This is a genomic window from Bacillus nitratireducens (assembly GCF_036320425.1).
Lineage (GTDB): Bacteria > Bacillota > Bacilli > Bacillales > Bacillaceae_G > Bacillus_A > Bacillus_A nitratireducens.
The window spans coordinates 15,973-39,079 of sequence record NZ_JAUMJO010000008.1 but is presented as its reverse complement, the minus strand read 5'-3'; the positions used below and the strand labels follow the sequence as shown (position 1 = coordinate 39,079).

General features: G+C 36.5%; 20 protein-coding genes. 9 read left to right on the top strand and 11 right to left on the bottom strand.

Going from position 1 to position 23,107, the window contains the following annotated elements:
• Positions 1–27: 27 nt before the first annotated feature.
• A complete protein-coding gene (locus Q3V31_RS24605; RefSeq protein WP_016128700.1) occupies positions 28–660 on the top strand; it encodes a class A sortase in 633 nt (210 codons plus the stop codon).
• Between the two features lie 144 nt (positions 661–804).
• Positions 805–1,926 (top strand): YHYH domain-containing protein, encoded by a 1,122-nt coding sequence (locus Q3V31_RS24600; RefSeq protein WP_016128701.1) that lies wholly within the window; start codon positions 805–807, stop codon positions 1,924–1,926.
• A gap of 29 nt (positions 1,927–1,955) precedes the next feature.
• Here the strand turns inward: Q3V31_RS24600 and Q3V31_RS24595 are convergent, their stop codons facing one another.
• A complete protein-coding gene (locus tag Q3V31_RS24595) occupies positions 1,956–3,341 on the bottom strand; it encodes a peptide MFS transporter (RefSeq protein ID WP_000446268.1) in 1,386 nt (461 codons plus the stop codon).
• A gap of 252 nt (positions 3,342–3,593) precedes the next feature.
• Between Q3V31_RS24595 and brnQ1 the strand changes: the two genes are divergently transcribed.
• Together brnQ1 and Q3V31_RS24585 are read left to right on the top strand one after the other, a co-directional pair.
• Complete coding sequence (gene brnQ1, locus Q3V31_RS24590) at positions 3,594–4,895, top strand: branched-chain amino acid transport system II carrier protein BrnQ1 (protein WP_016128702.1); 1,302 nt, start codon at positions 3,594–3,596, stop codon at positions 4,893–4,895.
• 139 nt (positions 4,896–5,034) lie between these two features.
• The gene (locus tag Q3V31_RS24585; RefSeq protein ID WP_016128703.1) at positions 5,035–6,750 is read left to right on the top strand and encodes a DUF2339 domain-containing protein; all 1,716 of its coding nucleotides are present in this window, start codon (positions 5,035–5,037) and stop codon (positions 6,748–6,750) included.
• A gap of 35 nt (positions 6,751–6,785) precedes the next feature.
• On the opposite strand, the gene Q3V31_RS24580 is transcribed toward Q3V31_RS24585, so the two are convergent.
• Both Q3V31_RS24580 and Q3V31_RS24575 read right to left on the bottom strand, forming a co-directional pair.
• Complete coding sequence (locus Q3V31_RS24580) at positions 6,786–8,333, bottom strand: hypothetical protein (RefSeq protein WP_016128704.1); 1,548 nt, start codon at positions 8,331–8,333, stop codon at positions 6,786–6,788.
• A 173-nt stretch (positions 8,334–8,506) separates the two neighbouring features.
• Entirely contained in the window at positions 8,507–9,898 is a 1,392-nt protein-coding gene (locus Q3V31_RS24575) for an amino acid permease (RefSeq protein WP_001187983.1), read from the bottom strand.
• Between the two features lie 280 nt (positions 9,899–10,178).
• Between Q3V31_RS24575 and Q3V31_RS24570 the strand changes: the two genes are divergently transcribed.
• The 3 genes from Q3V31_RS24570 (at position 10,179) to Q3V31_RS24560 (ending at position 12,339) form a co-directional block, all read left to right on the top strand.
• A complete protein-coding gene (locus Q3V31_RS24570) occupies positions 10,179–11,471 on the top strand; it encodes an NCS2 family permease (protein ID WP_016128705.1) in 1,293 nt (430 codons plus the stop codon).
• 234 nt (positions 11,472–11,705) lie between these two features.
• Positions 11,706–11,906: a helix-turn-helix transcriptional regulator gene (locus tag Q3V31_RS24565; protein WP_329767417.1), complete on the top strand. Its 201-nt coding sequence runs from the start codon at positions 11,706–11,708 to the stop codon at positions 11,904–11,906.
• A 4-nt stretch (positions 11,907–11,910) separates the two neighbouring features.
• The gene (locus Q3V31_RS24560) at positions 11,911–12,339 is read left to right on the top strand and encodes a hypothetical protein (protein ID WP_016128706.1); all 429 of its coding nucleotides are present in this window, start codon (positions 11,911–11,913) and stop codon (positions 12,337–12,339) included.
• A 39-nt stretch (positions 12,340–12,378) separates the two neighbouring features.
• Here the strand turns inward: Q3V31_RS24560 and Q3V31_RS24555 are convergent, their stop codons facing one another.
• The 8 genes from Q3V31_RS24555 to Q3V31_RS24520 all read right to left on the bottom strand — a co-directional run bounded on the left by Q3V31_RS24555 (position 12,379) and on the right by Q3V31_RS24520 (position 20,709).
• Entirely contained in the window at positions 12,379–12,816 is a 438-nt protein-coding gene (locus Q3V31_RS24555) for a GNAT family N-acetyltransferase (RefSeq protein ID WP_329767416.1), read from the bottom strand.
• Between the two features lie 14 nt (positions 12,817–12,830).
• Positions 12,831–13,088 (bottom strand): DUF4022 family protein, encoded by a 258-nt coding sequence (locus Q3V31_RS24550; protein ID WP_141435225.1) that lies wholly within the window; start codon positions 13,086–13,088, stop codon positions 12,831–12,833.
• Between the two features lie 52 nt (positions 13,089–13,140).
• Positions 13,141–14,970, bottom strand: coding sequence for a monovalent cation:proton antiporter family protein (locus Q3V31_RS24545; protein ID WP_016128708.1), 1,830 nt, complete (start codon positions 14,968–14,970; stop codon positions 13,141–13,143).
• Between the two features lie 269 nt (positions 14,971–15,239).
• Positions 15,240–15,551, bottom strand: a complete 312-nt coding sequence (gene qoxD, locus Q3V31_RS24540) for a cytochrome aa3 quinol oxidase subunit IV (protein WP_000531385.1) — start codon at positions 15,549–15,551, stop codon at positions 15,240–15,242.
• Complete coding sequence (qoxC, locus tag Q3V31_RS24535) at positions 15,552–16,154, bottom strand: cytochrome aa3 quinol oxidase subunit III (protein WP_000729310.1); 603 nt, start codon at positions 16,152–16,154, stop codon at positions 15,552–15,554.
• 13 nt (positions 16,155–16,167) lie between these two features.
• The gene (qoxB, locus tag Q3V31_RS24530; RefSeq protein WP_016128709.1) at positions 16,168–18,102 is read right to left on the bottom strand and encodes a cytochrome aa3 quinol oxidase subunit I; all 1,935 of its coding nucleotides are present in this window, start codon (positions 18,100–18,102) and stop codon (positions 16,168–16,170) included.
• A 33-nt stretch (positions 18,103–18,135) separates the two neighbouring features.
• Positions 18,136–19,011, bottom strand: a complete 876-nt coding sequence (locus Q3V31_RS24525) for a cytochrome aa3 quinol oxidase subunit II (protein WP_001176159.1) — start codon at positions 19,009–19,011, stop codon at positions 18,136–18,138.
• Between the two features lie 282 nt (positions 19,012–19,293).
• Positions 19,294–20,709 carry an amino acid permease gene (locus Q3V31_RS24520; RefSeq protein ID WP_016128710.1) on the bottom strand — a complete coding sequence of 472 codons (1,416 nt, stop codon included), beginning with the start codon at positions 20,707–20,709 and terminating at the stop codon, positions 19,294–19,296.
• Positions 20,710–21,088: 379 nt separating this feature from the next.
• Here Q3V31_RS24520 and Q3V31_RS24515 point away from each other — a divergent pair, with 379 nt between their 5' ends.
• Together Q3V31_RS24515 and Q3V31_RS24510 are read left to right on the top strand one after the other, a co-directional pair.
• Positions 21,089–21,799 carry a C39 family peptidase gene (locus Q3V31_RS24515; protein WP_000734510.1) on the top strand — a complete coding sequence of 237 codons (711 nt, stop codon included), beginning with the start codon at positions 21,089–21,091 and terminating at the stop codon, positions 21,797–21,799.
• Between the two features lie 131 nt (positions 21,800–21,930).
• Positions 21,931–23,106, top strand: coding sequence for an amidohydrolase (locus tag Q3V31_RS24510; protein ID WP_016128711.1), 1,176 nt, complete (start codon positions 21,931–21,933; stop codon positions 23,104–23,106).
• Position 23,107: the final 1 nt, after the last annotated feature.

Sequence of the window (23,107 nt, the reverse complement as noted above, 5' to 3'; positions counted from 1 at the left end):
AGATTTTGTAACGGAAAGGAATTGTATATGAATAAGCAAAGAATTTATAGTATAGTAGCAATTCTTCTATTTGTTGTAGGTGGTGTATTAATCGGAAAGCCATTTTATGATGGATATAAGGCAGAGAAGAAACAGACAGCAAATGTACAAGCTGTTCAAAAGATGGAATATGAAAAGCATGACACGAAATTTGTAGATGCTTCAAAAATTAATCAACCAGACTTGGCAGAAGTAGCGAGTGCATCGTTAGATAAAAAACAAGTAATCGGCCGTATTTCAATTCCGAGCATCGCATTAGAACTTCCTGTGTTAAAAGCGTCGACTGAAAAGAATTTATTATCAGGTGCGGCAACTGTAAGAGAAAATCAAGTAATGGGACAGGGGAATTATGCGGTTGCAGGGCATAATATGTCAAAAAAAGGTGTTTTATTTAGTGACGTATCAACTTTAAAGAAGAACGATAAAATTTATTTGTATGACAATGCAAATGAGTATGAGTATACTGTTACCGGTGTGTCTGAAGTGACTCCTGATAAGTGGGAAGTTGTAGAGGATCATGGGAAAAATGAGATAACACTTATTACATGTGTATCTGTTAAGGATAATTCTAAGCGTTTTGTTATTACGGGTGATCTAGTAGGAACAAAGGCGAAGAAATAAATAAAAAAGAAGGTTCACTCTTTAAAGAGTGAACCTTCTTTTTTATCCAATGTTTAGAAATGAAAGAATATTTTAGTTGGTATTTAAGTATTTTTCTATTTTTGTATAATAAAGTTAGAATTCAAGATTTTGGGAGGGACAAAAGTGAAACAGCAAGTAAAAAAACTTCTTTTAACCACAAGTGTAGCGTTATTGATAGCACCAATTTCTGCTTATGCACATCCAGGGCGTACAGATGCTAACGGTGGACATACGTGTCGTACAAATTGTGAAAAATGGGGATTGCAGTACGGGGAATATCATTATCACAATAAACCAGCTTCTAGTAGTGGTGCAACGAGTCCAACTCCTAGCCAAAATAATAATGGTGCTGTAGAAGCTGAAAGACAAGCAGAAGCGCAGCGCAATGCTGAGGCTGAAAAACAACGTGCTGCAGAAGCACAGCGTAAAGCAGAGGAAGAGAGACAACGTGCTGCAGAAGAACAACGTAAAGCAGAGGAAGAGAGACAACGTGTAGCCGAAGAGCAAAGAAAAGCAGAAGAGGCACGTAAGCAAGAGGAAGCCCAGCGTCAAGCTGATATGGAAAAAGGGCAGCTTGAAGGTCAAAAAAGTGGAGAGGCTGATTTTAAAGCAGGGAAAAATAATGCGGAAGGGCATTTAACTGGAAAATCTGATACATATAAACAATCATTTGCAATTGCGTATGCTGCGGCATGGTCTTTAGAAGAACAGAAAAAAGCGCATTTTGGAAAAGGTAAAGAGCAAGGGTTAGCACAAGAGACAATGGACGATAGTCAAATTAATCCTGAGTTTAAGGTGAACTTTGCGGAAGGTTTCCAATTAGGTAATAAAGAGAGAACCGAAAAGATTGAAAAAGAACAAGCGGAACTTGGTGAGAAGGCTGGTAAAGAATTAACTGAAAAGAAACCTGGAAATATTGAAAAGGATACATATGTGAAAGTATATGAAACCGCGTATGAAAAAGGATATAAGGCTGCCCAAAAAATGGCAGAAAAAGCTGGATATACATATGCATTTGAAAACTATGACTTAAAAGTTCCTGCTAAGTATGAAAAGAATGGAACATTAAAGAAATGGTTTACTGAAGGGTTTAAATCAAATAAAAAGGCAGCAGAAATCCGAGAAGAAGGATATAAAAAAGGAGATAGCTGGCTGTCATTTTTCTATAAAAACTTCGTGCCAAGTGAATATAAAGAGCACAAAGATCTGTATGAACAAGCAATAGAAAAGGGCGAGAAAGCATAAAAAAAGATGAGGAGAAATTCCTCATCTTTTTAATCCATCCATTTCACTAATTTCTTAGAGATTAATAATAAAACAAAACCTAAAATAATCGCTGCAGCTCCGATTACTGTAAATACTTCAGCATATCCAAGTGAAGTTGTGAAGCTTGCAAGTTGTCCGCCTATAATGTTGGCGATTCCTGAGCTTGCTAGCCATACTCCCATTAATAAAGAAGCAAGTTTTACTGGAGCAAGTGCGCTAACCATTGATAGTCCAACAGGTGATAAGAATAGCTCACCTAACGTATGGAAAAGATACGTAAAGACGATAAATAGTAAGTTTGCTTTTTCTGTAATATTATGTTCATCACTACCTGTTTTTAATGTAGCGATAACGAGAATGATATAACCGATACCGAGTAGGATCATACCAAGTCCCATTTTTGTTGGGATTTTCATGTCACCATTTTTTCTAGTTGCAAGTTTTGCCCATAATGCTGAAATGACTGGAGCAAGTAAAATAATAAATAACGGATTGACCGATTGGAACCAAGATGTTGGAACTTCCCATCCGAAGACAGAGCGGTCTACAAATTTGTTTGTATACAATGTTAACGAACTACCAGCTTGTTCAAAGCCAGCCCAGAAGAAGACAACAAAGCATGTTAAAATGACGATAACTGCGGTACGTTGTTTTTCTTTTTTTGTTAACGGTGTATCTCCTACTGTTTGTTGTCCAGCAGCCGTTTGCAAATCGCGAGATGGTTTTTTACCGATATCACCAAGGAAGCGATTAGATAGTGTTGTAAATAAAATTTGTCCAATAATCATTCCGATTGAAGCAGCTAAGAAACCGTAACGGAATCCGTAATGTACAACGCCATCAACTGTTGTTTTGAATAAATTTTCTGATAAAAATCCACAAACGAGTGGAGCTAAAAATGAACCGACGTTAATACCCATATAGAAAATTGTAAATGCACTATCACGTTTTGGATCGTTCTCTTCGTATAATTCTCCAACAAGTGTAGAGATATTTGGTTTGAAGAATCCATTACCGATAATAATAAGCGCTAATCCGAGGTATAGACCGACTTGGTTTTGCAAGGCGAATAGTGTAAGGTTACCGAGCGCCATTGTGATACCACCAATTGTGATGGCTTTTCGTCTACCTAGAAAACGGTCTGTTAAGTATCCACCGATTAATGGCGTGAAATAACAAGCGCCAGTATAAAACCCGTAAATAGAGAGTGCCCAAGCGGGACTAAACCCAAGACCACCACTTACTAAAGCTGTTGTTAAATATAATGTTAATAATCCTCTTAATCCGTAGTAACTAAATCTTTCCCACATTTCTGTAAAGAAGAGCAAGTATAAACCGGGAGGATGTTTCTTTTTTCTTTGTTGTTCTCTTTCTAGTTGTATCGTTGATTCCATGTTATTTTCCTCCTGACACAAACAAAAACAAAGTTAATAATTTTGTACATTTAATATTTTACTTTATTAACTATTATAAGTCAATAAAGGTTGATTTTTCAGAAGAAATTGGAAAAGAGAGATAGCTATAGAATGGGTGTTTCTTTTGTGATAGACTATGGACTATGTTTTCTTTGTAAGGAAGCGGGTTATTGCACTTTTTTATATGTGAAATTGATTTCATAAAAGATGAAATTAAAGAAGGAGAAAGAAATGAAATTGTTACAGAAAAAAGAAATTTTATTGATTAGCCTTATGTTATTCTCGATGTTCTTTGGAGCGGGGAATCTTATATTCCCACCTTTCCTTGGGTATGAAGCAGGAGAACATGTGTGGATTTCATTAGTAGGATTTATTATATCAGCAACAGGTCTTCCTATATTGGGTGTTATCGCTATTGCGAAAGCGGGAAGCTTTCAAACGTTAGCGGGTAGAGTTCATCCTTCATTCGCCATTATTTTTCCGTGTATCGTGTATTTATTTATTGGACCAGGTCTTGGTATCCCACGTGCAGGAAGTTTAGCTTTTGAAATGGGACCAGGTCAGTTGTTCCCACAAGCAGGTAGCTTAGTTTTGTTATGTTACACGGCTATTTTCTTTAGTATTGTTTACTGGTTAAGTTTATCCCCGTCTAAATTAATGGGCTTGTTCGGAAAAGTTTTGACGCCGTTATTATTATGTATGATTGCACTTATTTTTATAAAGAGTATGTTTACAACGGTAGGAGATGTGAAAGAGCCAATAGGGAACTATGGACAAGCTCCGATGTTCCAAGGGTTTTTAGACGGATATTTAACGATGGATGCGTTAGCAGCTTTAATATTTGGGATTGTTATTGCAAATGCTTTGCGTGCAAAAGGTATTGAAGATGATAAAGGTTTAGCTAAATATATGAGTATTGCTGGAATTGGGGCAGGACTATTACTATCTATTATTTATGTCATCCTTGGATATGTTGGTTCAATTAGTGGTTCATTAGGTACATTTGATAACGGTGCGAAAGTGTTAGCACAAGTTATGACGACATTATTTGGACAAGGCGGATTAGTATTATTAGGCCTTATTTTTACTATCGCATGTTTATGTGTTTCAATTGGACTGGTTACGTCTTGTAGTCAGTTTTTTGCAAGTGTATTTCCGAAAGTGTCTTATAAAGCTTGGGCATTTATATTAAGTTTTGTGAGTATGATTTTAGCTAATTTAGGATTAACGCAAATTTTAAAAGTATCAGTACCGATTCTTGGATTTATTTATCCAGTTGCCCTAACGCTTATTATTTTAGGGTTATTTCATAAGTATATTGGAAAGTATGTATACGTATATTCGGTCACGATTGGAATCGTAGCGTTATTTAGTGCGATTGATGTTTTAAACAAAAGTGTACTGATGAATAAATGGACACCACTACTAAAAGTTCTTCCGTTTTATACAGAAGGTGTAGGTTGGATCGTCCCAGCATTTGTAGGTGCCTGCTTCGGTATGATTGCTAGTATTGCTATAAATAAGAAGAAATAAGTAAGAGGTGTTTTCCTATTTCGGAAAACACCTTTCTTTTTTTTGGAAAAATGGTATCGAACATGAATAGACTAATAGTATGATAAGGATAATTGGTAATATATAGGTTTAATAACGATCGGTAATGAGGGGGGAGCGTATGAAGGGAGATTTAAATAAGAAAATAGAAGCACTCGAAACGGCAATTGAAACGATGCAAGAGACACTTTATGATTTGAAAGCGAAGCAAAGGGAAATTGAAAAGGTTCAACAAAATGTTAATAAGGAAAAGAAAGAATACATTGAGACGGTAAGTAATAAAAAGTTACAAGAAGATGTAGTTAAGACGAGGGAGTCCATACAAGAGCCAGAGGTGAAACAAGTAGATATATCTGCATTTAAGCCAGAACCATTTAATATTATAAAGTTTTGTCAAACATGGTTACCACGCATATTTGTCGGTATTATGCTACTTGGCGTTATTTGGTTATTTAAAGCAGGAGTAAATGCTGGATTGTTAACACCAGCGATACGGGTTGTGTTTGGTATAGTACTATCTGCCGGTTTGTATTACGTAGGAGATATACAAATTAAAAGAGAGCGGCAAGCGTTAGGGCTAGTATTAGCTGGAGGAAGTATTACGGGAATTGTTTTAACAACGTTTGCGGCACATTATTTATATGAGTTTATTCCTGCAAGTATTGCGTTTATCTGTAATATTGTATGGGTTATTTTAGGGATTTATTTAGCGAAAAGATATAGATCGGAATACCTCGCTATTTTCGTGGCGGTTGGAGCATTTTTTGTTCCTTTCTTGTTAAATAGTACGACTCCTAATACGTATATTTTCTTTAGTTATGAGACGATATTAACAATTAGCCTATTATGGTATGCATTGAGAAACCGTTATAAGTACTTGTATATGATTTCTTATGTTGTTGCGGCAATTGTCCTATTTGTCTTCTTTGTTGTTATGTCAATATTGATAGAGAATGTGCAAGTACAGTTAACGGTTGTATACGGTATAATTCATTTGCTGTTATTTTGGCATATGTTTTCGGAGAAGAATTTTATACAAGAAGCAAGATTGGCGATATTTAGTGCAAATGCAGTTTTCTTTATTTTAGCCATCTCCCAAATTCCTGAATTTACAACGTGGGGATTAGTTATAAGTGCATTTGTGCATGCTGTTATGTTCGTACTTGAATATAGGAAGAATAAACATTCTGTATTTACAAATCTAATATTTGGCTTTGCAATGGGGTCATTTAGTTTAGCGATTTTATACGAGTATAGTTTGGTGAATGCAGCGATCGTATTATTGTTACAAGGTTTCCTCGGTATGATTACTGCTATTAAAGTAAAGCAAAATATTAAATTGTATGTAAGTGCAACGATTTATGCGATTGGAATGGTACAGACGATTTTTAGCCCGTTTGATGAGTTCATTTCAGCAGGGTTTGTCGCTCATATTATTTTAATAGGAACGTTCTATTATTGCATGATACAAGCAAAAGAAGTGTTAGCGAGTTTAGGTAAATATGTTTATTCTATAACGCTCTACTCGTTAATGGTTATTGTATTTATTACAATTACTAGGATCGGTGAAGTTCTTTCTACAGATGGAAGTATAATTAGCGTATCTGTATCGTTATTATGGATGGTATATGCTTTATTTGCAGTTTGGTTTGGCCGTTATAGACAGATGAACGAAATATTATATGCTGGCCTAGTCGTATTAGTAGTAACAGTAGGGAAGTTATTCCTTCTCGACCTACCAGAGGTGTCGATGATGATCAGGGCGGTGTTATTCTTAATCGTTGGTAGTATAGGTATCGTTATTTCAAGAATGTTTTTCTCAAAAGAAGAGAAGTGAAAAGAAGGCAATCCATATCCGGATTGCCTTTTTCATTATTTTTTATTAATCGTTACAGTTTCACTATATTTCGCTGTCGTATTTTGACGTAGACGAAGTGTTGCTTGTCCAGTTGTATTTGAATCAAGTTGTACGTTCACAATTTTTTCAGCAGATCCTTGGTTATTTGTGATGAAAGAGAATGCACTGCTATATCCGAAAGAAGATGGCCAAGTGCCATTTGTATTTTGAATTTTTGCCACCTGTGTTCCGCCAGTTGTGAAGATACCTAAAGAATAATTATTGTATGTTGTATTTGGTAATAAGTTATTTACTTGAAGCTTCATTTGGAACACTTCATTGTTTGGTAGAATGCTAGGGTGCGTAATTACGTAATCACTCGTTGTCACTGCACCGTTATAGCCGTATGAACCTGGTTTGAAAGTATTTGTATTGAACCACTGGTAACCTTGACTTGGTGCGCTCCAAGGTTCTGGTTGTGGTTCTGTTGATAAACTTGGTTGTTCAAATGTTTGTAGAGCTGTAGGTGCATCAAGCTGTAAACCACTCACTTGATCTAAGCTTGTAAATGTTTCTTGCTTCGCTAACCAATTCACGATGTTTTCTAATAGAACAGCATCGTTTTCTTCTTTATAACCATCATAAGTTTTCTTTGATTGACCTGAATCTTCGCGAACATATTTTGGCGTAGCATCTTCAACAGGAGAAGAATCACCAATAAAGGCTGCTTTTCCAAGGCCAACTTTCGAAATAGCAGCATAAGGCCCCTCTGCAACGCCACCACCATTATAAACGCCGCTATCAACAGCGTTATTCCATTTTGATGGATTTTCTGGAAGATATACAAGGCCTTTCGCTAGTTTTGGATTTGTAATCGCAAGAGTAGAGCCGGCATGCATTGCTACAGATGAAACGCCAGTTGTAATTCCGAATGATTGCGCAGGTGAGACAATATTTTTAGCTGAAACATCACCAAGTGCATTGTAACGGAAGCGAATACCGAAATTATCGGATAGCCAATCAGAGCTTTCTACTCCTTGCATAGCTTGTGAAGTTATTTCTTCATTAGACATTCCCTTTGCTGGATTATCCCATGCCCCGCGTCTATATCCATTAAACACTTCTGAGGAGTCCCAGCGGTTTTTATTACGATCTGCATTATAATGATCGGCAATGAAGAAAATACTGCCGCCATTTTTCACGTATTGTAACATTGCGTCTTGTTCAGATTTTTTGTAAGGAATATTTGCCTCTGGAACGATAAACACGTTGTAATTTTTTAAGTCGTCGTATGTAATAGGTGTTGATTTACGAAGTTCTTTTACATAATATCCGTTTTGGGCAATACCGTTTCCGAAATCAGAAAAACCGCCATCAATAACCCAGTCAGCTGTCCCAGCTGTTTGACCGTGCGTATTATCAAATAATACTTTCTTCCCATTGTTTTGGTTTACAACTTTTGCAGCAATTTCAGGAGCTGGGTCTACGGAGCTTTCGGCATAAGTAGACGGAATATAGGAACTCCCTATACTAAGTGTGATTGCTGTTGCTAAAGAAAATTGAATCCATTTTTTATTCTTCATAGAAGAATCCCCCTAATAATAAATATATGTGCTTTAATAATGTAATCTATTTTTTTCAGGAAATAAAGATAGAAAATATTAAATAGTGTAAAGATAACGTTAATTTAATTGAGAAATATTTATGTGAATAATGAAAAAATCTCTCCCTAGTAAATTAGGAAGAGATCGTGGACTTAACTAATTTTTGAATTAGATGATTCATCAATCTTATGAAAACCTTTCATATAATACACGATAGCCAAGCCGATAAGCCAAATTGGACCGACGATTAATGCGATTCGTGTATCTTCTGAATAGGCCATTATACCTAGTACAAGTACAAGGAAGCCGAGTGAGAAATATGAACTTAATGGGTGTAAAGGCATTTTATATGCTAGCTTATCTTTTTTATTAGTCTGTAATCCTTTACGGAATTTAATTTGCGCGACTAATATAATTCCCCAAGTCCAAATTGCACCGAAAGTTGAAATACTAGTTAGCCATGTAAACACTTTTGCAGGAACAAGATAGTTTAATATAACGCCAACGAGTAAAACGATTGCTGTTGCTACAATTCCTTGACTGGGAATACCGTTTTTATTTAAACGACCGAATCTTTCGGGTGCTTTCTTTTGTTGTGCTAATGTAAATAGCATACGGCCTGTACTAAATAAACCACCGTTACAAGAAGAAAGAGCTGCTGTTAAAACAACAAAGTTAATAATGCCTGCTGCCTTTGCGATACCGATTTGCTGGAACGTTAGTACGAAGGGACTTCCTTTTTCACCAAGTTCGTTCCAAGGATAAATTGCCATCATAACGAATAGAGCTCCAACGTAGAATAATAAAATTCTCCAAAATACGTTATCAATTGCTTTTGCGAGTGTCTTCTTCGGATTTTGAGCTTCCCCAGCTGTAACTCCGATAAGTTCGACTCCTAAATAAGCGAATAATACCATTTGTAAGGAAAGCAATAATCCAGAGAATCCATTTGGGAACCAGCCCCCATGTTCCCAAAGATTTGAAATACCAGTTGCAACGCCGCCATTTCCAAATCCGAATAAAATAATACCAGCACCGACTACTATCATACAGATAATTGTGACAATTTTGATGAGAGCAAACCAAAACTCAAGTTCTCCAAACACCTTTACAGATAAGAAGTTGAAAGCACTCATTAATAAAAGAGCGAGTAATGCCCAAGTCCAGCGCGGGATATCTGGGAACCAGTATTGCATGTAAATGCCTGCTGCTGTAATTTCCGCCATACAAGTAACAACCCATAAAAACCAGTAATTCCAGCCTGTAATATACCCAGCTAGTGGGCTGATGTAATCATTTGCATATTTACTAAAAGAGCCAGCAACTGGTTGTTCAATTGCCATTTCCCCGAGTGCGCGCATAATGAAAAAAATAACGAGTCCGGCAATCATATAGCCTAGTAAAATGGATGGGCCAGCTAGTTTAATAGCGGAAGCTGATCCTAAAAATAGTCCAACGCCAATTGCTGAACCGAGAGACATTAAAGTAATATGACGCTGTTTTAAACCACGGTTTAAAGTTTCAGATTTGTTTGTTTGCTGCATAAGAAGAATACCCCCTGTAGAGTGAACGATATTTGAATGCGCTTGCCAAATGTTTAACTATTTCAAATTATAAAACATTTCTATCTGTTATGCTACAAAAATAATCATAATGCACTGTACTACATCTGAGCTTGACAGACTTAAACTTAAAATTCTAACTATTAGAGAATATATTGACTCTTCTTTTTATTGATTGTTAAGATTAAGTATTATATTTTCTCACATACTAGTAAGAAAAGAATATGTGATAATAATTCAGATGTAGGAAGGGTACATAACCATGTTTCAATTACAAAAATATAACACTTCTGTGAAGCAAGAGCTTTTAGCTGGCATCACAACTTTTTTTACATTTGCGTATATTCTTGTCATCAATCCGAAAATATTATCTGATGCAGGTGTACCATTTGATCAAGCTTTTACGGCAACTATTATTGCGACTGTTGTAGGGACGCTATGTATGGCGTTTTTAGCTAACTATCCAATTGTTATTGCTCCAGCGATGGGAATGAATGCATATTTTGCTTACTCTGTTGTTCAACAGGCAGAGGGGATTACATATGTCATTGCGTTTTCAGCAGTATTTGTAACAGGTATTATTTTTCTTTTATTATCTTTCACCTCGTTTAGGCAAAAGCTAATTGTCGCAATTCCTGACAGTTTAAAACATGCAATTGCGGGTGGAATCGGATTATTTATTGCTTTTATCGGATTACGGCTTTCAGGTATTATCGTCGATCATCCATCTAACTTAGTTACAATCGGAGACTTTCATTCCCCGGCTGTTATTTTAACTTTAGTTGGTTTAGTGTTAGCGGCAGTATTAATGGTATTACGTGTTAGTGGTGCATTGTTTATTAGTATGATTGTGACAGGGGTTATTGCTTTCTTTACAGGGCAATTAAAGTTTGAAAATAACATTGTCGCAATGCCACATTTGCCAGAAGGCATCATTGTTTCAAATCCTATCAATGCATTTTCTGATGTAATTCAATACGGGTTATATGGAGTTATTTTTTCATTCTTACTTGTACTTTTATTTGATACAACAGGTGCTTTACTCGGTTTAATTAAACAAGCAGGTTTAAATACAGATAACACTGAAAAGCGCTTTGGTAAGGCGTTCATTGCGGATGCAATTGGCGGGACGACAGGTTCTATCTTTGGGACAAGCCCGACAGCAGCGACAATTGAATCGTCAGCAGGAATTGCGGCAGGTGGTAAAACTGGATTGACAGGTATTGTAGTCGTTTGTTTAACGATTATAACGGCATTCTTTAGCCCTGTTATTGCCTCTTTATCAAGTGTAGCAGCTATTACAGCTCCTTCTTTAATTATAGTAGGTAGTTTAATGGCACAAAGCATTCGTGATATTAATTGGAATGAATTCGAAGATGCATTACCGGCATTTTTAATTTTCGTTGGTATTCCGTTAACGTCTAGCATTGCGAATGGGATTGCAATCGGATTTTTAGTGTATCCAATTTTAAAAATTGCGAAGGGGAAAGGGATGGAAGTACATCCGTTACTATACTTATTTACAATTTTATTTGGATGTCATTTATTCTTATAATATAGATATAAAAAGGGGGCTTCTTATGGAAGGTCCTTTTTTGTGTATAATAAAGTGAAACTATAAACGGTGGGGCTTTTGTTCATTCCCACTGCTTATCAGCATCAGCCCTCAACAATCGGGAACTTTACTGCCCACAAATAGCGGGATAAGGTGAAAATCAAATTAGTTACGTAAAATATAAATTACTTAATGGAATATATATGTTACAATAAAGGTAGAGGAGGAACATGAATGGCTGTAAGTAAAATAAAAGTCGCGCGTGTTCAGTTAGATTTAACACAGCAACAATTAGCAGAAAAAGTAGGCGTTACAAGGCAAACGATTAGTTTAATTGAGAAGAGGAAATACAACCCGTCTTTAGATTTATGTTTGAAAATTTGCTATGCGGTAGATAAAACATTGAATGAGTTGTTTTGGGAGGAAAAGGAGTGATAGGATGAAAATCGTGAAAGATGAACGTTTAATGATTGAGGGGCTAAAACATATTAGACTAGTTTTCATCTTACAAAATATCGTCATACTAGGTATTGTTTTTTATCGCTATGTTTTGCAAGGTGCAGGATATGAAAGTGTTTCGGATTTATTAATGGTATTTATGTGCGGGATCGTAGTCATTAACTTCTTAAATTTAAAACATTCTGTAGAGGCATATGAGCATACAGGTGGAGTATCACGGAGCTATTTTATGAAATTATTATTTATTCCAGTGGGTATTGTTATTGGAATTTTAGCTATTTGTATCATTGTAACACCAGATATTTCTATAAAGGAAATTAGTATGACAGGACTTATTATGTTTGCTTGTTTTTTAGTTCCTAGTTTGTTTATATACATATATATGAGAAAAATAAAAAGTGAAGATTGAAATATAAGAAAAGCTTTCCCATATTGCGGAAAGCTTTTCTTATATTCTTTTATACAGTACTTTATGAAGACCAATCGGTTCAATTTCAAAGATTTCACCATGTTCCTGGAAGCCTAAGCGCTTGTAATATTCAGCTACAGTAATTCGGCCATTACACCATAATATATTTGCTTGGCGTTCTTGCAAGACTTGCTCCGCCTTCTGAATTAAGGAGCTTCCAGCACGTTTGTTTCGAAATTCAGGTAATGTGGCCATTCCTCGTAGACGATAATGAATACCTGCTAGTAAGTCAGGGTATATCTCTTTTGAGAAGGAAGCGATACTAATTAGTTCATCGTTTATAAATGCGCCTAAGTGAAAGGTGTCCGCTTCATAGTCGGAAGAATATTTACAATCTGCTAATGTTTGATTCGGGCGTAAAATTTTTTGACGTAATACGTAAGTTTCAGATCCCTCAATATTTTTCACGGTAATCATATTAACATCCTTTCTTATAAGGCGTTTTCTGTTAGTTGTATAAAGAAATAGGCAGGTGCGGCGAAAAGTCCGAGTATGCTAGCAGTTCCGAGAAGGAGTGAAAGTAAGAGGCAAGAGTATTTTATTCCATTCGATTTTTTCCATCCGTAGCTACAAATTTCAATGCTAATACCGATGAGAATAATGGCGACGAGTACTTCTGCTAATAATAAGAGAGCTAAAGTTGAAATAGACATAATATTATTCATCCCCATAATATGTGATAGTAACATTTTACCATATGGAAATGGAAAAATGCCCCTCAATTATGTGAGGGGCATTTTTCTATTCTAATATGCTTTTCAGTGTATCGATATGTTCTTTTGAACCTGTGACAAGCAATGTATCACCGTGTTGTAGTCTCGTATCACCATGCGGTATTAATGCTTTATTACCACGGTAAATTTGAATGACGAGTACGTCGCCTAAAAACGGAAGGCGGCGTAGTGCAACACCGTTATATTTATTGCTGCGTAGTTCGACTTCACGAACTGTTTCATTCGCTGTTGTAATTAAGCGAACGAGACTTGGTTTATCAATAAGTGCACGTAATAAAATACGTGTAGAGTTAATAGTCGAGAATACAGCGATATGTTCTTGAGTTGCTTTTTCTTGTAGAAGGGGATCTTCTACACTTGCGATGACGTGTTCAACACCTAATTCTTTTGCATGTTCTGCTAATAATAAGTTTTGTCCATCATCACTTGTTGCAACAACAACACGGTCTGCTTCGAAAACTTTTTGCTCCATTAAAGATTGAATAGTAATCTCATCTAATTTTACAATAGGGAAGTCATGAGATTTCGCTTCATCATCATTTATTTTATTTTGACGTATCATATATAGTGTTACGTCATAATCTTCACGTTTTAAATCAAGTGATAACGGAAGGGTAATTCTGCTTGCACCAATAATAGATACTTTCGGTTTTGGTGTTTCCACTTTTGGAAACATCTTTTTAAATAATATAGGTGCAAAAATACAAGTAATAACTGCACTTAAAATAAGAGATGCTGATAAACTTGGGCTAATGATGCCTAGCTTTTCACCAATTTGTGCAGCCGCAATAACTAAAGAAAGTGTTGATGTTAACAAAATAGCACTTCCGAGTACGATATTGCGTGGGTACCATTTTCGTAAGACGAGTGATGGTAACAGTTTTGAGATAAAGAGCCCCACAATTAAAATTGGGATCATTAGCATGCTAGAAGGCTCTTTAAAAATAGACCATACTTCTAGATTTACACCAACCATTACGAAGAAAATAGGGATGAAGAAACCATATCCGATGGAATCAAGTTTTTCAACCATATCTTCATTTGGTGATAATAAAGATACGAGTACACCTGCTAAAAAGGCTCCCAAAATGTTTTCTGCCCCAACAGATTCAGATAATCCAACTAATATTAAGATGAGTGCGAAAACAGCTCGTGTATCAATTTGTACACTACCGGCTTTTAAGCTTTCTAGGTATGGAATATTTTTAAAGCGTCTTGCGACAAAGTAAATTACAATACCAGCGCCGAATAGAAGAAGTAGAAGCCACATGCTTTGGCCACTTTCGGAATTTAACCCGACGAATACAGCGAGTAAAATCATTGTAACTAAGTCTGCGATAACAGCGACTAATAAAATGATTTGCCCGATTGCAGTCTTTCCTAAGTTATTTTCTTTTAATGTTGGTACGACAACACCTAAAGAAATAGTTGAAATAATTAAAGTCATGAACATTGCATTGTCTACAAATCCTAGCCATACGAATAGTAATGAAAGGGCATAAGATAATATGAAAATAAATAAGAAGATAATGCTTGCTGCTTGGAATGTGTTTGGTTCGTTTGTCGTATTCTTTTTCCCTTTTTGTTTAAAAATTGAAAAGTCAATTTCTAACCCACTTAAAAACATTAGGAAGATAAATCCTAGTGTCGATAAGACTTGAAGCCACATATCTGGCTCAATGATGTTAAACCCACTTTTACCTACAAAGATTCCTGCGATAATTTCTGCAACAACGACAGGAAGTGCTTTTAATTTAAAGCGTTGTAACAAAAGGGGAACGAAAAACGCGATTGCGACAACAACCATAAGTGATAGAACAGAAGAATGATGTTCCACTGCGTTCTCTCCCTTCAAATAAATATAGTACCTATTTAGCCATATAATAGGTAGAAAAGCAACGCATATGGATTCGATTTCATAAAGAAAGAGTTTTCTTAACATTTGTCATAATAAGTATATTTTTCATGATTCTGTTGTAAATTCCGTAATGTGGATGCAATAGGGGAGGGGATAAAGTGAAACTTTAATCAGTGGGGGTCTTACTACCCGTTAATGCGGGATAAAAAAAGACTGCTGAGGAATCTCAGCAGTCTTTTTCATACAAATTACATTGAGAAGAAGATCCATACAGTTAAACCAACTGTTGCAGTTGCAACGAAGAAACTGTATATCATTGTAAGAATTTGAACTCTTCCTTCTCCTTCTTTTAAATGCATGAACATAATTAATTGTAATAAAGCTTGCGCAACAGCCATTATGATAATAGTTGTTAATATCGTTGAAAGTGGCAGGGTTGTATAAAGTGCCACGTATAAAGCTAGAAACGTTAGTGCAAGCGATAAAATAAATCCGAAAACGTGTGACCATGGGAATCCGCTATGCGCATGCCCATTTGCTTGATTATTATTTTGACCCATTTACGCCACCATCCCGTTCAAGTAAACTAGTGTGTAAATAAAGACCCAAACAAGATCAAGGAAATGCCAGTATAAGCTGATAATAAATACTTTACGAGCTGTAACTGGTGTTAAACCTCGTTTTAAAATCTGGATAATAACACAAGTTGCCCAAATGATACCACCTGTTACGTGGGCTCCGTGTGTTCCAAGAAGAACGAAGAATGCAGATAGGAAAGCACTTGTTTGAATCGTTGCGCCTTCACCAACGTATAAAATGAATTCTTCAATCTCGAAGAATAGGAAGCCTGCACCTAAAAGTAAAGTTAGGATAAACCAAGCTAACATTCCTTTTTGATTGTGTTTACGCATTTCATGAATTGCGATACCACATGTGAAACTACTTGTTAAAAGTAGTAGTGTTTGAATTAAAAGCGTTTTAAGTTCAAACAGTTGCGCTGGTGTTGGGCCATCTGCCGTACGACCAGCAAGGACTAGATAAGAGGCGAAAAGTGTTGCGAACAGCATAATTTCAGCCCCAAGAAAAATCCAGAATCCTAGGATATTCAATCTGCTTTGCTCGGATTGATATTCCAAAGGTAAGCTTTTATCTAAAGCCGCCATGTCATTTCACCTCTCATGCTATATGTTCTGTTTCTTTAATTTCATCAACACTTACGTAGTAACCATCGTCATAATCGAATGAACGATAGATTAAGCAACCTAAAATACCAACTCCGCCGATTGCTGCAAGCCAGAACCAACTAAATACTAATGCAAAACCTGCAAGGCCGAAGAATAAAGACGCAATAATAGGCACGCCAGAGTTACTTGGCATGTGAATTGGTTTTATTTCTTCTGCAGCTGGTGTAACTGTTTCTCCGCGTTTTTTCATGAACCAGAAAGCATCAGCTTCTTTAATTTCAGGAAGTTTCGCGAAGTTGTAATGTTGTACAGGAGATTGAGTTGCCCATTCAAGTGTACGGCCGTCCCATGGATCTCCAGTTGTGTCACGCTCACCGTGACGTGCACTCCAAATTACGTTATAGCAAAGGATTAGGAAGCCAATACCCATCATTACAGCACCAACAGATGCGATTTGGTTTAGCCAGCCCCATCCAAGACTTTCAGAGTAAGTGTACATACGACGAGTCATACCGTCTAAACCTAAGAAGTACATTGGGAAGAAACAGATGTTAAATCCGCTCATAAAGATCCAGAATGTCCATTTACCTAGGCGTTCATTTAACATATGACCTGTCATTTTTGGATACCAGTATGTGAATCCAGCAAGCATAGCGAATACTGTACCTGCGATTAATACGTAGTGGAAGTGAGCAATTAGGAAGTAGCTGTTATGGTATTGATAATCAGCTGCTGCCATTCCAAGCATAACCCCTGTAACTCCACCAACTACGAAGTTTGGAATAAATGCCAATGACCAAAGCATTGGAACTGTAAAACGAATACGTCCTTTATACAGTGTAAACAACCAGTTAAAGATCTTAACACCGGTTGGAATCGAAATCGCCATTGTCGAAATCGAGAAGAATGAGTTAACCGCTGGACCTGCACCCATAGTGAAGAAATGGTGAAGCCATACGACGAAACTTAGTAAAGAAATTGCAACCATCGAGTACACCATCGCACTGTAACCGAATAGACGTTTACGTGAGAATGTACTAATGATTTCAGAGAAAATACCGAATGCCGGTAAAATAACGATATATACTTCAGGGTGACCCCATACCCAGAATAGGTTGGCCCATAACATCGGCATACCGCCGCTCGCCATCGTAAAGAAGTGAGCATCGAATAGACGGTCAAATGTCATTAATGCAAGAGCAACTGTTAATACTGGGAAAGCGAAAATAATGATAACTGTTGTAATTAAGATTGACCAAGTAAACATTGGCATTCTCATTAAAGTCATACCAGGTGTACGCATTTTTAAGATAGTAACAAGGAAGTTAATACCCGTCATCAGCGTACCGAGACCTGAAATCTGTAATGCAATTGCGTAGTAGTTATTTCCTACGCCAGAAGTAAACTCTGTACCTGCCATTGGGAAGTAAGAAGTCCACCCAGCGTCTGGAGAACCACCGATTACGAAAGCGATGTTGAATAACATTGCTCCGACAAAGAATAACCAGAAACTTAAAGCATTTAAGAACGGATATGCAACGTCACGAGCACCGATTTGTAATGGTACTACAAGGTTCATTAATCCCATAACGAATGGCATTGCCATGAAAAGAATCATTACTGTACCATGTGTTGTAAAGATCCCGTTATAGTGTTCAGCGTTTAAATAAGTTGTTTCTGGGAATGTTAACTGTGCACGGATCATTAAACCGTCCATACCACCACGGAATAACATTATAACCGCAGAGATAATATACATGGCCCCGATTTTTTTGTGGTCAACAGTTGTTAACCATTCGTCCCAAAGCCATTTCCATTTTTTATACTTTGTTAGTACGAAAATGATTGCTAATGTCACAAGAACGATAGAAGCGTCTGCACCGTAAATAATCGGGTCACCTGTGACAAAGAATTCATCAAGCTTCACTGTGTTCACTCCAATCTGTTGGAATAATAGCTATTATTTTTTGTTTTTGTAGTAGTTGTAATCACAATATTCAAGTGATTTTGGATCTACATAACTTAAGTGATGACTAGAGAAAGTCATACGACCAACTACACCAGGTTTAACAATTTCGTTGTACTTATTTTCTGTTAGTTTAGGAGCAGTTTCTTGTACTTCTTTTACCCACTTGTCATACTTTTCTTTTGTTTTTGCTTCAACTTCGAACTCCATATGAGTGAACCCTTCACCAGAGAAGTTCGCACTACGGCCTAGGTAAGAACCAGGCTTATCAGCTTGTAAATATAAATCCATAATCATGCCATCCATAGTGTACTTCATACCACCAAGTTCTGGAACCCAGAATGCATTCATTGGACCTACAGAAGTAAGCTTAAATTGAATTGGTACACCAGCTGGGATGTTTAAATAGTTAACGGTTTCAATTTTTTCCTCCGGGTAACTAAATAACCATTTCCAGTTCGCAGATGTAACATAAATTTCAACTGGTTTAATATGTTTGGACTCTTGCGGAACCTCTTCCGAAGCATAAGTTGCTTTAACTGTTGGAATCGATAATGCGATAACGATAATAACAGGAATAACCGTCCAAATGATTTCTAATAATGTGTTACCATGTTGATCAGGTGGCTCATAGTCCATATTCTCTGGTTTTTCACGATAACGAATCAAGATGACTGTAAACAAGATGAATACAATTGCGATAATTAATGACATAAGCAAGAATGACCAAACAATTAAATCATACTGTGCCTTTGCAACGGGTCCTTGCGGATTTAATACTGCGAGTTTCTTATCACAGCCACCGAGGAACAGAAGTAATGATAACGGAAGAAGCGAAGCTAACTTCCAAAATGCTTTCTTTAGTTGCACGATTGAAAATCTCCTTTCTCCTTGGATTGAAACTATGCCAATAAAACAATATAAACCTATTAATTTATAGATGGCAATAGTTTTTGTCATATTGTTAAAAAATAGACACAAATGCACACTTTTTAAGGTGAATATCATTTGTAACTTGATAACATTGTAAACTATTTTCCAGATAAAAACGTGATTGTGGGAATTTTAAGATAAATAAAGTTATACCAACATATCCAAGAAATAGAAAAAAGCTATCTTATCATAAGAAAGATAGCTGAATATTTTGTATATTTAGTTTATTCCCTGAGTTATATTTTTTTTCTGTTCAAATGTGACAACTTTTTTATATTTCACTTGGTATAAAATGTAACAAATAATCATAAATGGAATCCCACAATAGAGAGCAATTCTTTGATCTGGAATGAAAGCTAAACTAACAAATGTAATGAAATTGAGTGAGAAAGCTACGATTGGAACTATTGGATAAAGTGGTGTACGGTATTTTAAATCATTTATGTCGCCGCCATTTTTCACGAAATTTCTACGGAAGAAAAACTGTGAAGCTGCAATCGACATCCAAACAACAACAGCAGCCATTGCTGCAATAGAAGTTAAAATTAAAAAGACAGTATCTGCTGCAAATATACTTGTTAATAAAGAAAGGCTTGCGAAAATCAGACTGAAAATTAACGCATTTAGTGGTACACCTCTTTTAGTTAACTTCGTAAAAGCTGGACTAGCCATTCCTTGTTTTGCCATCGCCCAAAGCATACGAGAATTTGCGTATAGACCAGAGTTAGCTACGGATAATACAGCTGTAATAATAACAAAGTTCATAATGTCCGCTGCATAAGGGATACCAGCCACATCAAATACAAGTACAAATGGACTTTCAACTAGATTAGCCTCTTGCCACGGGAGTAAACCTACAACAACTGATATCGCTAGGACGAAGAAGAATAGAGTTCGCCAAATTGTATTTTTGATTGCTTTTGGAATTGTTTTTTCAGGATTTTCACTTTCTCCTGAAGCAATTCCGATAAGCTCTGTTCCTTGGAATGAGTAATTAACTGTGATCATCGTAAGAAGAACAGCTAATGCACCGTTTGGAAATAGCCCGCCATTTTCAGTGAAATTGTGAAGCATTGGAGCTGGCTTTCCATTAAAATCGAGGAGACCAAACATAACCGCTCCTCCAAGAACGATAAAGATAACAATGGTTGCCACTTTTACGCTAGCGAACCAAAATTCAGCTTCTGCATATGCTTTTGCTGATAAAGCGTTCACAAGAAAGAGTACTATTGCAAAAGTAACACACCAAATCCACGAAGAAACGTCTGGAAACCAACGTTTCATTAAAATGCTAACAGTCGTTAACTCTACTCCAACTGTAACAGCCCAATTTAACCAATACATCCAACCGACAACAAATCCAAAACCAGGTGAAATAAATTTGCTTGCGTAACTTTGGAAGGAACCCGCTTCTGGCATAGCTACTGATAATTCGCCAAGACATAACATCGTTAAATACATAACAAATCCACCGACTAAAAATGCAAGAATAGCACCACCAGGTCCAGCGTTATGGACGATTTGACCAGAGCCCATAAATAGCCCAGTTCCGATAACTCCACCAAGTGCAATCATAAATAGGTGTCTACTTTTCATTGTGCGTTTTAAATCTGTTTGTTCTACTTGTTGATTCATATGCCCCTCACCCCATATTTTCTTGTATGTGTTAACTTGATTTCATTCTGGGCTTTTAATCATTAGTGGGGGATGAAAAACATACTCGGCTTATTTTGTTGTGAACTGAGTATGTAAAAGATAACTATGACTAAATACCTTAGAATGTTTGTTAACCTAGTGAAATAAATTCAGTTACTTCACCAGGTTAATAATTTCCATTTTAGCAAAAGAATCTGAAAAAGTATATTGTTTTTTCTTTTTATTAAAAATAATTAGAATTTTAAAACGATATCTGTGAATAATAATTCACAGAATCTTTCTAGCAAACTAGTAAGAAGAAAGGTACAATGATAGGAGGTAGATCTGTAAAATAATAATTAATGGAGTCTTGTTTAAAATGAAAAAGTTAAAATATGTTTTTGTTTTTGGAATTATATTTGCTGCCGCGTTTTTTATAGGGAAAGATAAAATTATACAAAAGGCGCAAGTGTTCCGTTTAGAGTTTCTATCTGAAATGAAAGAAGCGGCTATGATTGAAAATGTTCCGTTTATAAAGCAGTTACCAGAATTACCTCGTGGATGTGAAGTTACAAGTTTGGCTATGTTGCTGCAATACAAAGGTATACAAGTAGATAAGATGCAACTTGCTAGCGAAATTCATCGTGTTCCATTTAAACAAAATGGTTTACGTGGAAATCCTTATGAGGGGTTCGTTGGAAATATTTATACTAAGGCAGAGCCAGGCTATGGTGTATATAATCAACCCATTTTTAATTTAGCGGAAAAATATGTTCCTGAAAAAGTAGTTAATTTAACAGGTAGAGACGTGCAAGATACATATAAAGTAGTTAGTTCCGGTTCGCCAGTATGGGTCATTATTAATACAACGTTTAAGCCACTAGCTGAGAGTAGTTTTGAAACATGGAATACAAGCTCTGGCAAAGTGAAAATTACATATTTTGAGCATAGTGTAGTAGTGGTTGGATACGATCAAAACTTTGTATATGTAAATGATCCTCTAAAAAACAATCCACGTTTCGCTGTTCCACGAGCAGAATTTGAGCAAGCTTGGGAGCAAATGGGGAAACAAGCTATTACTATTTTATAAGAGTAAAAAGTCATCTTGAGGATGGCTTTTTATTTTCATTACTTTAAGATAGAAAATTCAGAAGATTCTTTTAAAAGTTAATAATTCACGCTATAATAACATTTAACTTGGTGAAGAAGGGGAGAAGAGAAATGGATGTCGCAAAGGAACTTGTTTTATCAAAGAATCAGTTGATTGAGTGGAGAAGGCATTTTCATAAGTATCCAGAGTTATCTTTTCAAGAGGAAAAAACATCTCAATTTGTATTCGACATACTTCGGAAAATCCCGTATTTAGAAGTTTCACGACCTACTAAATATAGTGTAATGGCAAGGTTAATTGGTAAGCAGCCTGGTAAAACCATCGCGGTTCGTGCTGATATGGATGCTCTTCCTATTCATGAAGAAAATAAATTTGATTTTATTTCTACATATCCAGGTGTGATGCATGCGTGTGGTCACGATGGTCACATGGCAATATTGCTTGGTGTAGTACATAAGTTGGTAGAGGAAAGAGAGAAAGTTAAAGGAGAGATTCGCTTTTTATTTCAACATGCAGAAGAAAACTTTCCGGGTGGTGCAGAAGAAATGGTCGCAGCGGGAGTGATGGAAGGTGTGGATTACATTATTGGTGCTCATCTTTGGGCGTCATTAGAGGTTGGGAAAATAGGTGTAATTTATGGTCCTGCGATGGCGGCACCGGACGTTTTTAAAATGACGATAGAGGGAAAAGGTGGGCATGCTGGAATTCCGCACGAAACAGTTGATAGTATCGCCATTGGTGCACAAGTTGTTTCGCAAATCCAGCAAATTGTATCTCGCCTCACGAACCCGTTAGATTCTCTCGTAGTATCTGTAACGCAATTTCATTCTGGGACAACCCATAATGTTATCCCGGAACAAGCGGAGATTGAGGGGACAGTGAGAAGTTTAAGGCATGAATTAAGAGAGGAAACAAAGGAGAAGCTTGAACGGATTGTCAAACATATTACAGAATCATACGGTGCTAAGTATACATTTTCTTATGAGTATGGATATCGACCAGTTGTGAACGATTATGAAGTCACAGAGCTTATTGAACATACGGCATTACAGTTGTATGGAAGAGAAGGAGTTGTTCGTTTACAACCAACGATGGCAGGAGAAGATTTTTCGGCATTTTTACAAAAGGCACCAGGGACGTTCTTTTTTATAGGGGCAGGCAATGAAGAGAAGGGAATTATATATCCGCATCACCATCCTCGTTTTACAATTGACGAAGATGCATTACCAATTGGAATGGAAGTCTTTGTATCATCCATTATGAATTTGATAAGTAAAGGAGAATGAG